Origin of the sequence: Kitasatospora sp. NPDC056181 (assembly GCF_042266225.1) — a bacterium.
Classification (GTDB): domain Bacteria; phylum Actinomycetota; class Actinomycetes; order Streptomycetales; family Streptomycetaceae; genus Kitasatospora.
In genome coordinates this window covers 32,091-44,411 of the sequence record NZ_JBHJUK010000008.1, presented here as the reverse complement: position 1 = coordinate 44,411, position 12,321 = coordinate 32,091, and the positions used below count along the sequence as shown (strand labels likewise).

The window sequence follows — 12,321 nt, the reverse complement described above, 5'->3', positions numbered from 1 at the left end:
GTTCCGCGCCCAGAGGTGAAATCGGTATCCCGTGGCGAAGACCGCAGGTCGGCGGCGTGCACGGGCGAGCGATCGAAGGCCGGGTGTTCGACCGGCCTCCGGCGGCGCGGCCCGACCCGATACGACTAATGCCCGCCTCCCGGCGCCCCGCGCCCGCGCCCCATAGGCTCGACGCTCATTGATCGGGACGGACCGGGCAGTCGGACGGGCCAGCGCGAGAAGGAGCCGGGCGATGGACAGCGCAGCCGCCGACGGGCACTCCGGACCCGGCCCGGCGGCCAACCCGCTCGGGCACGGCCCCGTGCTGCTGCTCACCGACGCCCGGCTCGCCGACGGCCGGGTGGTGGACGTGCGGATCAGCGGCGACCGGATCCAGGCCGTCGGCACCGCCGGCAGCCTCGGCCCGCTGCCCGCCCTGCCCGGCACCCCCACCGCCACCACCGGCGCCCGGATCGACCTCAAGGGCTACCTGCTGCTGCCGGCCCCGGCCGAGGCGCACGCCCACTACGACGTCGCCTTCTCCGCTGCCCTGCCCACCCCGCCGCCGGAGACCCCCGCCGACCTCACCCGGCGGGTCACCGAGGCCGCGCTCACCTCGCTCGGCTACGGCGCCACCGCCCAGCGCACCCACGTCCGGATCGGCGACGTGCACGGGCTGCGCCGGCTGGAGGCCGTGCTCACCGCCCGCCAGGCGCTGCGCGGGCTCGCCGAACTGCAGGCCGTCGCCATGCCCCGGCTGCTCACCGGCCGGGCCGGGGCGGACGGCCGGGCCCAGTTGCGCGACGCCCTCAAGCTGGGCGCGACGGCGGCCGGCGGCTGCCCGGAGCTGGACCCGGACCCGGCGGGGTACGTCCAGGTACTGCTGGAGGCCGCCCGGGAGGCGGACTGCCCGGTGGACCTGCACACCACGGGCGCCGACCCGGTCCAGCTGGCCCGGCTGGCGAGCGCGCTGGCACCGCTGCGGCCGCGGGTGGTGCTCGGCCCGTGCGGATCGCCGGCGCCGGGCGCCGCGACGGTGCTGGCCACCAGCGGCGTCCGGGTGGTCTGCCTGCCGCAGAACGGCCGGTGCAGCGGGCTGGAGGGCCGGGCCGCCGAGCAGCGACCGGGGCTGCTGCGCGAGCTGCTGGAGGCCCGGGTGCCGTTCGCGGCGGGCAGCGGCTCGCTGCGCGACCCGGCCAACCCGGTGGGGCGGGCCGATCCGCTGGAGGCCGCGTACCTGCTGGCGGCGGGCGGGCTGATGGCGCCGGAGGCCGCGTACGACGCGGTGGCCAACCAGGCGCGGGCGGTGCTCGGGCTGCCGCCGGTCCGGGTGGACGCCGGGTTCCCCGCGGAGCTGCTGGCGGTGCGCGGGGACAGCCTGGCGGGGGCGCTCGCGGGCGGGCACAGCCGCCTGGTGGTGCACAGCGGACGGGTGGTCAGCCGGACCAGCGCGGTGCGGGAGTTCGCCGACACGGTGGTGCTGGCGTTGCCCCGGCAGTCGGGGAGCACGGGCGGGGGCTGACGGGGTGGGCTGACGGGGCGGGGGCTGACGGGACGGGGCCTCAGCAGGTGACGGGGCGCGCGGTGTTGTCCGCGCGCCCCTCCCCACCTGCTGGCCGCCGCCGGGGCGGCGGAGCGGCCCCAGGCATCCCCCACACGGAGCGGGGCCGCTCCCTCACCGCGACGCTACGCCCGCCGACGGTCCGTCCCGGCCGGCCTTGACGCCCTCCTGTCGTCCGCCGGGCTCCTCCTGACGCTCCTTTGACACCTCTGACACCTCTCCGGGCCGGCCGGAGCGGTCTCAGGGCTCGTAGCGGTAGCCGATCCCGGGCTCGGTGATCAGGTGGCGCGGCCGGCCCGGGTCGCGTTCCAGCTTGCGGCGCAGCCCGGCCAGGTAGACCCGCAGGTAGTTGCCGTGCCCCTCCTGCGCCGGGCCCCAGACCTCGCGCAGGATCTGCCGCCCGGGCACCAGCCGGCCCGGGGCGGCGAGTAACAGGGCGAGGATCCGCCATTCGGTGGGAGTCAGCCGGACCGGGCCGTCGGGGCCGGTCACGGTGGTGGCGGCGAGGTCCACGGTGTGGTCGCCGATCACCGCCGCGGCCGGAGCGGGGCCGCCCGGCGTCCGGCGCAGCACGGCGCGCAGCCTGGCCAGCAGCTCCTCCATCAGGAACGGCTTGGTGAGGTAGTCGTCCGCACCGGCGTCGAGCGCGTCGACCTTGTCGGCGGCGCCGGAGCGGCCGGAGAGCACGATGATCGGCACGGCGCTGCGGCGGCGCAGGCCCCGGATCACCTCCATGCCGTCCAGGTCGGGCAGGCCGAGGTCGAGCAGGACGGCGTCGGGCGTGGTCTGCGCGGCGCGGTCCAGGGCCTCGCCGCCGCTGACGGCCGTCCGGACGGCGTACCGGCGGGCGCTGAGGTTGATCCGCAGGGTGCGCAGCAGCGCCGGTTCGTCGTCGACGATCAGGATCTCGCTCATGCGCCCACCCCTCCTGCCCGGTCGTCCGGGCGGTCGTCGTGAACGGTCTGCGCGGCGGGCAGGGTGAGCAGCATCGTGGTGCCGCCGCCGGGGGTGTCCTCGACCTCCAGGCTGCCGCCCATGGCCTCGGCGAGGCCGCGGGAGAGCGCGAGCCCCAGGCCGACGCCGGTGGTGTTGTCGGTGTCGCCGAGGCGCTGGAAGGGCAGGAAGACGCGGTCGCGGTCCTCGGGGGCGATGCCGGGGCCGCGGTCGATCACCCGGACCTCGACCCGTTCGGCGTGGTGGCTGGCGGCGACCAGCACGGGCGCGCCGGGGGCGTTGTGCCGCAGTGCGTTGGTGACGACGTTGGCGAGGACGCGCTCCAGCAGCGGCGGGTCGACCAGCACCGCCGGCACGGTGTCGAGGTCGAGCGGCTGGACGGGCGCGTACGGGTCCGCCAAGGAGTCCAGGGCCCTGGGCAGGATCTCGTCGAGGTGCGTCTCGGCGAGGTGGAGGGTGAGGGCGCCGGCCTGGAGGCGGCTCATGTCGAGCAGGTTGTCCACCAGCCGGGTGAGCTTGACCAGGGACTCGTCGGCGGTGGCGAGCAGCTCGGCCTGGTCCTCGGGCGAGAACTCGACGTCCGGGCTGCGCAGCGAGCCGACCGAGGCGAGGGCGGCGGCCAGCGGGGTGCGCAGATCGTGGCTGACGGCGGCGAGCAGGGCGGTGCGCATCCGGTCGGCGGCCTTGATCGGCTCGACCTCGGCCGCGACCACGGCGAGCCGGTCGCGTTCCAGCGCGGCGGCGACGTGCGCGGCGAAGGCGGTGAGCACGCGCTGGTCGGCGGCGGGCAGCCGGCGGCCGGTGAGGACGAGCACGGCGTCGGGGCCGACCGGGATCTCGGTGGTCTCCCCCGGCTGCGCGGGCCCCGGGCCTGCCTCGCCCTCCCCGTCGCAGCGGGCCAGCACCTCGCCGCCGGTGCGTTCCAGCAGGGCGACGGAGTCCATGCCGAAGGCCGTCCGGGACTTCTCCAGCAGTGCGGGCAGCGCGTCGGCGCCGCGCAGCACGCTGCCGGCGAGGGTGGAGAGGGTTTCCGCCTCGGCGGTGGCCCGGGCGGCCCGGGTGGTGAGCCGGCTCGCGTGGTCGACCACGGTGGAGACGGCCAGCGCGACGGCGGCGAAGACGACCAGCGCGACGATGTTGTTGGTCTCGCCGATGGTCAGGGTGTGGACGGGCGGGATGAAGAAGTAGTTCAGCAGCACCGAGGCGACGACGGAGGCCAGCAGCGCCGAGGTGGCGCCGCCGAGCAGGGCGACGATCACCACGCCGAGCTGGAAGATCAGGGCGTCGGTGGTGAGGTTGACGGTGTGGTGCGCCTGCGAGAGCACCGCGGTGAGCAGCCAGGGCAGGACCAGCCCGGCGACGTAGCCGGCGATGGTGCGGCGCCTGGAGTGGCGGCGTCCGAGCGAGGGCAGCCGGCCGCGGCCGGTGAACTCGTGGGTGACCATGTGGACGTCGATGTCCTCGGAGGCGTCCACGGTGGTCTCGCCGATGCCGGGGCCGGTGAGGAAGCGGGTGATCCGGCCGCGGCGGCTGGTGCCGAGGACCAGCTGGGTGGCGTCGTGGGCGCGGGCGAAGGCGAGCAGCGCGGTGGGGATGTCGTCGCCGACCACCACGTGGTAGGTGCCGCCGAGGGTCTCGACCAGTTGCCGCTGCTGGGCGAGCGCGCCGGAGGAGGCGCCGGCCAGGCCGTCGCTGCGGGTGACGTGGACGGCGAGGAGGTCGCCGCCGGCGGTGCGGTCGGAGATCCGGGCGGCGCGGCGGATCAGCGTCTCGCCCTCGGGGCCGCCGGTGAGGGCGACCACGACGCGTTCGCGGGTCTCCCAGACGCGGTCGATGTTGTGGCTGGCCCGGTAGTCGCGCAGCCCCTCGTCGACCCGCCCGGCCACCCAGAGCAGGGCGAGCTCGCGCAGGGCCGTCAGGTTGCCGACCCGGAAGTAGTTGGAGAGCGCGGCGTCCACCTTCTCCGCCCTGTAGACGTTGCCGTGGGCCATCCGGCGGCGCAGCGCCTGGGGGGCCATGTCGACGAGTTCGATCTGGTCGGCCCGGCGGACCACCTCGTCCGGGACGGTCTCGCGCTGGGGGATGCCGGTGATCTTCTGGACGACGTCGTTCAGCGATTCCAGGTGCTGGACGTTGACGGTGGTGATGACGTCGATCCCGGCGTCCAGCAGCTCCCCGACGTCCTGCCAGCGCTTGGCGTGCCGGCCGCCGGGGATGTTGGTGTGCGCCAGCTCGTCCACCAGCACCACCGCCGGGCGCCGCTTCAGCACCGCGTCGAGGTCCATCTCCTCGAACTCGGCGTCGCGGTAGGAGCGGGTGAGCCGGGGGACGGTCTCCAGGCCGGCGAGCATGGACTCGGTGTGGCGCCGCCCGTGGCACTCGATGAAGCCGACCACGACGTCGGCGCCGCGTTCCCGTCTGCGCCGGGCCTCGTCCAGCATCCGGTAGGTCTTGCCGACACCGGGGGCGGAACCGAGGTACACCCTCAGCCGGCCGCGGCGGGGGCCGGTGCCGGGGGTGAGGTCGCGGGCCATGGGCGCTGCTCTTTCGTCTTCTTCGCACGAGGGTCGTCTTCTTCGCACGAGGGTCAGGGCGTACGTCGGCCGACCCGGGCGGGGGGTGGTTCCCCGGCCCGGGTCGGCCCGTCTCACCGGTCCAGCCGGTCGGCCGTCACTTTCGCCGGCCTCACTTCTGCTGTGCCAGTGCGGTGTTGAGCAGGACGACGTTGACGCCCTGCTGTCCGAGGAAGCCGAGTGAGGGGCCCTCGGTGTACTTCTCCACGAGCTCGTTCAGCCGCTCGGGCGAGACGTTCCCGCGGGCCCTGGCGACCCGGTCGACCTGCTCCTTGGCGTAGGCGACCGAGATGTGCGGGTCGAGGGCGGAGCCGGAGGCGGTGACGGCGTCGGCGGGCACGCTCGCCGGGTCGACGCCGTCGAACTCGGCGACGGCCTTGCGGCGGTCCTCGATCGTCTTGGTGAGGTCCTCGCTGTTCGGGCCCAGGTTGGAGGCGCCGGAGGACTTCGGGTCGTAGCCGTTGGCCGACGGCCTCGGCTGGAACCACTTCGGGTCCGGGGCGGCGGCCTCGTCGGTGTCGGAGGGGTTCTTCTTCGGCAGGTCGTAGCTCTGGCCCAGCAGGCTGGAGCCGGCCTCCTTGCCGTCGGCGGTCTTCACGATCGAGCCGTTGGCCTTCCCGCTGAAGGCGGCCTGGCCGATCCCGGTGACCAGCAGCGGGTAGGCGAGGCCGAGGATCACCGTCATCACCAGCAGCATCCGCAGCGCGGTGAAGTGCGTGCGCACGGTGGTGGGCAGGGGCTTGGACATCTGGGGTTCTCCTCTCTCAGCTCAGGCCGGGGATGAACTGGACGACGAGGTCGATCAGCTTGATCCCGACGAAGGGGACGACCAGCCCGCCGAACCCGTACAGCCCGAGATTGCGGCGCAGCAGGGAACTGGCGTCCGAGGGGCGGTACTTGACGCCGCGCAGGGCGAGCGGGATGAGGCCGACGATGACCAGGGCGTTGAACACGATGGCCGAGGTGATCGCGGACTGGGGGCTGTGCAGGCCCATGACGTTGAGCTTGTCCAGGCCCGGGTAGACCGCGGCGAACATCGCGGGGATGATCGCGAAGTACTTGGCGACGTCGTTGGCGATCGAGAAGGTGGTCAGCGCGCCGCGGGTGATCAGGAGCTGCTTGCCGATCTCGACGATCTCGATCAGCTTGGTCGGGTTGGAGTCCAGGTCGACCATGTTGCCGGCCTCCTTGGCCGCCATGGTCCCGGTGTTCATCGCGACGCCGACGTCGGCCTGGGCGAGGGCGGGGGCGTCGTTGGTGCCGTCGCCGGTCATCGCGACCAGCTTGCCGCCGGCCTGCTCCTTCTTGATCAGGGCCATCTTGTCCTCGGGGGTGGCCTCGGCGAGGAAGTCGTCCACGCCGGCCTCCTCCGCGATCGCCTTGGCCGTCAGCGGGTTGTCGCCCGTGATCATGATGGTCTTGATGCCCATCCGGCGCAGCTCGTCGAACCGCTCCCGCATGCCCTCCTTGACCACGTCCTTGAGGTGGATGACCCCCAGGACCCTGGCCGGGGCGGTGCCCGCCCTGGCGGCGACCACCAGCGGGGTGCCGCCGGCCGCGGAGATGCCGTCCACCAGGGTGGAGACCTCGTCGGTGACGGTCCCGCCGTTGCCGGTCACCCAGGTGGTGACGGCGGCGGCCGCGCCCTTGCGGACCTGGTGCAGGCCGTCGGCCTCGTCGAGGTCGACGCCGGACATCCGGGTCTGCGCGGTGAACGGCACCCAGGTGGCGTGCGCCAACTCGCCCTGGGCACGGGCCCGCAGGCCGTACCCGGTCTTGGCGAGGACGACGATCGAGCGGCCCTCCGGGGTCTCGTCGGCCAGCGAGGAGAGCTGGGCGGCGTCCGCCAGCTCCTCGGTGGAGACGCCGGCGGCGGAGAGGAACTCGGCGGCCTGGCGGTTGCCGAGGGTGATGGTGCCGGTCTTGTCGAGCAGCAGCGTGTTGACGTCACCGGCGGCCTCGACCGCGCGGCCGGACATCGCCAGCACGTTGCGCTGCACCAGCCGGTCCATGCCGGCGATGCCGATCGCGGAGAGCAGCGCGCCGATCGTGGTCGGGATGAGCGCCACGATCAGGGCGACCAGCACGATCATCGACTGCGGGGCGCCCGCGTAGGTGGCCATCGGCTGGAGGGTGACGACCGCGACCAGGAAGACGATGGTCAGCGAGGCCAGCAGGATGTTCAGCGCGATCTCGTTCGGCGTCTTCTGCCGGGCCGCGCCCTCGACCAGCGCGATCATCCGGTCGATGAACGACTTGCCCGGCTCCGAGGCGATCCTCACCACGATCCGGTCCGACAGCACCTTGGTGCCGCCGGTGACGGCCGAGCGGTCGCCGCCGGACTCGCGGATGACGGGCGCGGACTCGCCGGTGATCGCCGACTCGTCGACGGAGGCGACGCCCTCGACGACGTCACCGTCGCCGGGGATGATCTGCCCGGCCTCGACCACCACGTGGTCGCCCAGGCGCAGCGCGGTGCCGGGGACCTCCTCCTCGCCCTGGCTCTTCGGCCAGTCCAGCAGCCGGCGCGCCATGGTGTCGGTCTTGGTCTTGCGCAGCGTGTCGGCCTGCGCCTTGCCGCGGCCCTCGGCGACGGCCTCGGCCAGGTTGGCGAAGACCGTGGTCAGCCAGAGCCAGACGGTGATCGACCAGGCGAACACGCTCGGGTCGGCTATCGCCGCCACGGTGGTGACCACCGAGCCGACCTCCACCACGAACATCACCGGGTTCTTCACCATCACCCGGGGGTCGAGCTTCTTCACCGCGTCGGGAAGGGAGGACACGATCAGCTTCGGGTCCAGCAGGCCGCCGGAGACTCTGTGCGGCGCCGCCGCGGCGGGCGCCTCCGGTTGTGCGGCCGGCTTGTCGGTAAGGGTGGACGACATCAGGAGAGACCTTCCGCGATCGGCCCGAGGGCCAGGGCCGGGAAGTAGGTGAGGCCGACGACGATCAGGACGACGCCCGACAGCAGGCCCACGAACAGCGGCTTGTGGGTGGGCAGGGTGCCCGGGGTGGCGGGGACGGGCTGCTGCTGCGCGAGCGAGCCGGCCAGCGCCAGGACGAAGACCATCGGCAGGAACCGGCCGAACACCATCGCCAGGCCGATCGCGGTGTCGTACCAGTCGGTGTTGACGGTGATCCCGCCGAACGCCGAACCGTTGTTGTTCGCCCCCGAGGTGAACGCGTACAGCACCTCGGAGAAGCCGTGCGCACCGGAGTTCAGCATCTGGGCCCGCTCGCCCGGCAGCGCCATCGCCGCACCCGTGCCGATCAGCACGATCGTCGGCGTGGTCAGGATGTAGAGGGAGGCGAACTTCATCTCCCGCCCGCCGAGCTTCTTGCCCAGGTACTCCGGGGTGCGCCCGACCATCAGACCGGCCACGAACACCGCGACGATCGCCAGGACCAGCATCCCGTACAGGCCCGAGCCCACCCCGCCGGGCGCGATCTCGCCCAGCATCATGTTGAACATGGCGATCCCGCCGCCGAACGGCGAGTACGAGTCGTGGAAGGAGTTCACCGCACCCGTCGACGTCAGCGTCGTCGACGCCGCGAACAGGCTGGACGCCGCGATGCCGAACCGCTGCTCCTTGCCCTCCATCGCCGCGCCGGCCGCCTGCATCGCCGTGCCGGAGTGCTGCGCCTCGAAGAAGGTGATCAGCGCGACCGAGGCCGCCCAGAACAGGCCCATCACCGCGACGATCGCGTAGCCCTGGCGGTGGTCGCCGACCATCCTGCCGAAGGCGCGCGGCAGCGCGAACGGGATCAGCAGGATGAGGAAGATCTCCAGGAAGTTGCTCAGCCCGGTCGGGTTCTCGAACGGGTGCGCCGAGTTGGCGTTGTAGAAGCCGCCGCCGTTGGTGCCCAGCAGCTTGATGACCTCCTGCGAGGCCACCGGCCCGCCGGGAACCGCCTGCGGGTCGCCCACCAGGGTCGCGACCTCGTGGAAGCCGTGGAGGTTCTGCACCACCCCGGTCGCGACCAGGGCGAGGGCGAAGACGACCGAGACCGGCAGCAACAGCCGCAGCGTCACCCGGGTGAGGTCCACCCAGAAGTTGCCCAGGCGGTCCGTCCGGTTGCGGGTGAACCCGCGGACGAACGCCGCCACCACCGCGATGCCCACGGCGGCGGACACGAAGTTCTGCACCGCCAGACCGGCCATCTGCACCAGGTGCCCCATCGCGGCCTCGCCGCCGTAGGACTGCCAGTTGGTGTTGGCGACGAACGAGATCGCGGTGTTCCAGGCCTGGTGGCCCTCCATCTGCGGAACGCCCAGGCTCAGCAGTAGGTGGCCCTGCAGGCGGATCAGGCCGTAGAGGAAGAGCACCGAGACGGCCGAGAACGCCAGCACCGAACGCAGGTACACCGGCCAGCGCTGGTCGGCGTCGCCGTCCACGCCGATCACCTTGTACAGGCCGCGCTCGACTCTGAGGTGCTTGGAGGTGGTGAGGATGCGGGCGATGTAGTCGCCCAGGGGGCGGTAGCACAGGGCCAGGGCGCCGACCAGCGCGAGGACCTGCAGCCAGCCCGTGAGAGTGGAGCTCATGTCAGAACTTCTCCGGGTAGATCAGCGCCACGACGAGGTAGCCGACGAGGGCGACGGCCACGAGCAGACCCACGATGTTCTCGACGCTCATGCGCCCACCTCGCTCCGCTCGGCGGGCGCTTCGCGCCACACGCCGCCACTGATGGTTCGTTCGCTGCGCTCACTCACAGCTTCTCCACCCCCCGCGCGATCAGGGCGATGACGGCGAACACGGCGACCGTGACACCGACGTAGATGAGATCGGACATGGGCTCCACCACAGTGGTTCGGGGGTGGCCGCGAGCGCCCTCTGCGGGGCCCGTGCGGCGCCGGCGGAGGGCCGGCAGAGCCAGCCAAGCGCCTGTACGGGGCGTCACCGCGGTTCTTGACGCCCTCCATACGGATCCCGTTCGCTTGTTGACGAGGTCCATACGGGACCGCTCCCGGGCCGGCCGCGCCGGGGAACACGCCGAAGGGCCCCGGACAGCGCGGTGCTGTCCGGGGCCCCGGTGCGAGGTGTCAGGCGTTCTCGGGCGCCGGCAGCTTCTCGTACTCCGACCGCGCAGCCGGCTCACCGCGCCGGACCGCGCCGGGGGCCCGGCGGGACGGCTGGTACGCCTTGCTGGAGGAGGTGAGCTGCCACGGCACGCTGATCACCATCACGCCGGAGGTGAACAGCAGCCGGCTCTTCAGCCAGAGCGCCGACTGGTTGTGCAGCAGGTGCTCCCACCAGTGCCCGACCACGTACTCGGGGATGAACACCGCCACCGCGTCGCGCGGGCTGCTGCGGCGGTACTCGCGGACGTACTGGACGACCGGCTTGGTGATCTCCCGGTACGGCGAGTCCAGGACCTTCAGCGGCACCTGGACGTCCAGTTCCTCCCACTGCCGCTCCAGCTCCTGGGTGGCGTCGTTCTCGACCGCGACCGTCAGCGCCTCCAGCGAGTCCGGCCGGAACGCCTGCGCGTAGCCGAGCGCCCGCAGGGTGGGCTTGTGCAGCTTGGAGACCAGCACGATCCCGTGGACGTTGGACGGCCGCACCGACTCGGCGTTCGGGTCGTCCACCGCCAGTTCCTCGGCCACGCTGTCGTAGTGCCGGCGGATGCCGCGCATCATCACCCAGAGCACCGCCGCCGCGACCACGGCCAGCCAGGCGCCCTGCGTGAACTTGGTCAGCAGCACGATGACCAGCACCAGCGCCGTGGTGACCGCACCGAAGGCGTTGATCACCCGGGAGCGCTGCGCCGAGCCGCGGACGGCCGGGTCGGTCTCGGTGCCCAGCACCCGGTTCCAGTGCTTCACCATCCCGATCTGGGAGAGCGTGAACGAGGTGAAGACGCCCAGGATGTAGAGGTGGATCAGGCTGGTGACGTCCGCGTCGTACAGCCAGAGCAGCCCGCCGGCCACCACCGCGAGCGCGATGATGCCGTTGGAGAAGGCGAGGCGGTCGCCGCGGGTGTGCATCTGCCGGGGCAGGTAGCGGTGCTCGGCCAGGATCGAGGCCAGCAGCGGGAAGCCGTTGAACGCGGTGTTGGCCGCCAGGATGAGCACCAGCGCGGTGACGGCCTGGATGAAGTAGAAGAGGAAGCTCTGGTCCCCGCCGAAGATCGCGGCCGCCAGCTGGGCGATCACGGTCTGCTGCGGCGCGGTGTGGCAGTCCCCGGGGAAGCCGGTCAACTGGCAGGCGTCGTCGGTGATGTGCACCTTGGACATCAGGGCCAGCGCGGTGATGCCGACGAACATGACCACGGCCGTGGTGCCCATCACGGCCATCGTGGCGGCGGCGTTCTTCGACTTGGGCGCGCGGAAGGCCGGCACGCCGTTGGAGATCGCCTCGACGCCGGTCAGCGCCGTACAGCCGGAGGCGAACGCCCGCAGGCCCAGCATCAGCAGGCCGAGGCCGGCCAGGGTGTCCTTCCCGTCCACCGGCAGGACCCCGTACGAGGCGCTGGCCGCCATCGGGGTGTGCCCGAAGGCCGCCTTGACCAGGCCGGTGACCACCATCAGCACGATGCCGCCGATGAACAGGTACGTCGGCGCCGCGAAGGCCTTGCCGGACTCCCGGACCCCGCGCAGGTTCATCGCCGCCAGCAGGACGACGAAGCCGACCGCCAGCTCGACCCGGTAGTCGGCCAGCGAGGGCAGCGCCGAGATGATGTTGTCGACGCCGGAGGCCACCGACACCGCGACCGTCATCACGTAGTCGACCAGCAGCGACGCCGCCACCACCAGGCCGGAGTTGGCGCCCAGGTTGCGGGACACCACCTCGTACGAGCCGCCCCCGCTCGGGTAGGCGTGCACGACCTGGCGGTACGACATCACGACGACCGCCATCAGCGCGACCACACCGGCCGCGACCCACGGGGTCAGGTACAGGAAGGCGGTGCCACCGACGGTGAGCACCAGCAGGATCTCCTGGGTCGCGTAGGCGACCGAGGAGAGCGGGTCGGAAGCGAAGATCGGCAGCGCCAGCCGCTTGGGGAGCAGCGTCTCGCCCAGCTCTTCGCTGCGCATGGCCTTGCCGATCACTAGGCGCTTGAGCGCCTGGGGCACGTTGAACACATGGGCGAGCGTAAGGGCGTTTATCGGGGTGGCAATAAGCCTCGACGGAGTACCGGGCGGGCCCTGCACGCCCATTGGGCGGAGTGTTCCCGCAGGTCGCAGCCGCTATGTGCGGGGCCTTTCGGGGCGGGCGGGGGCGTTTCGAGGGCGTTAAGCCCCCCCGTTAA

General features: G+C 72.6%; 8 protein-coding genes. 1 reads left to right on the top strand and 7 read right to left on the bottom strand.

Annotation, left to right across the window (positions count from 1 at the left end; translation table 11 throughout):
- Positions 1-232 precede the first annotated feature (232 nt).
- Entirely contained in the window at positions 233-1,501 is a 1,269-nt protein-coding gene (locus ACFC1F_RS05665; protein ID WP_376155937.1) for a hydrolase, read from the top strand.
- Positions 1,502-1,780: 279 nt separating this feature from the next.
- Here the strand turns inward: ACFC1F_RS05665 and ACFC1F_RS05660 are convergent, their stop codons facing one another.
- The 7 genes from ACFC1F_RS05660 to ACFC1F_RS05630 form a co-directional block, all read right to left on the bottom strand.
- Positions 1,781-2,455: a response regulator gene (locus tag ACFC1F_RS05660; protein ID WP_376155935.1), complete on the bottom strand. Its 675-nt coding sequence runs from the start codon at positions 2,453-2,455 to the stop codon at positions 1,781-1,783.
- The gene (locus ACFC1F_RS05655) at positions 2,452-5,028 is read right to left on the bottom strand and encodes an ATP-binding protein (RefSeq protein WP_376155933.1); all 2,577 of its coding nucleotides are present in this window, start codon (positions 5,026-5,028) and stop codon (positions 2,452-2,454) included. Before ACFC1F_RS05655 ends, ACFC1F_RS05660 begins: the two co-directional genes overlap by 4 nt.
- A gap of 151 nt (positions 5,029-5,179) precedes the next feature.
- On the bottom strand, positions 5,180-5,815 hold the full coding sequence (gene kdpC / locus ACFC1F_RS05650) for a K(+)-transporting ATPase subunit C (protein ID WP_376155931.1): 636 nt from the start codon (positions 5,813-5,815) through the stop codon (positions 5,180-5,182).
- Between the two features lie 16 nt (positions 5,816-5,831).
- On the bottom strand, positions 5,832-7,952 hold the full coding sequence (gene kdpB / locus ACFC1F_RS05645) for a potassium-transporting ATPase subunit KdpB (RefSeq protein WP_376155929.1): 2,121 nt from the start codon (positions 7,950-7,952) through the stop codon (positions 5,832-5,834).
- Positions 7,952-9,613: a potassium-transporting ATPase subunit KdpA gene (gene kdpA, locus ACFC1F_RS05640; RefSeq protein WP_376155927.1), complete on the bottom strand. Its 1,662-nt coding sequence runs from the start codon at positions 9,611-9,613 to the stop codon at positions 7,952-7,954. The genes kdpB and kdpA overlap by 1 nt, the downstream gene beginning before the upstream one ends.
- A 1-nt stretch (position 9,614) precedes the next feature.
- Positions 9,615-9,704: a K(+)-transporting ATPase subunit F gene (gene kdpF / locus ACFC1F_RS05635; protein ID WP_209414007.1), complete on the bottom strand. Its 90-nt coding sequence runs from the start codon at positions 9,702-9,704 to the stop codon at positions 9,615-9,617.
- A gap of 407 nt (positions 9,705-10,111) precedes the next feature.
- Positions 10,112-12,106: an APC family permease gene (locus ACFC1F_RS05630; RefSeq protein ID WP_376156013.1), complete on the bottom strand. Its 1,995-nt coding sequence runs from the start codon at positions 12,104-12,106 to the stop codon at positions 10,112-10,114.
- Positions 12,107-12,321 lie beyond the last annotated feature (215 nt).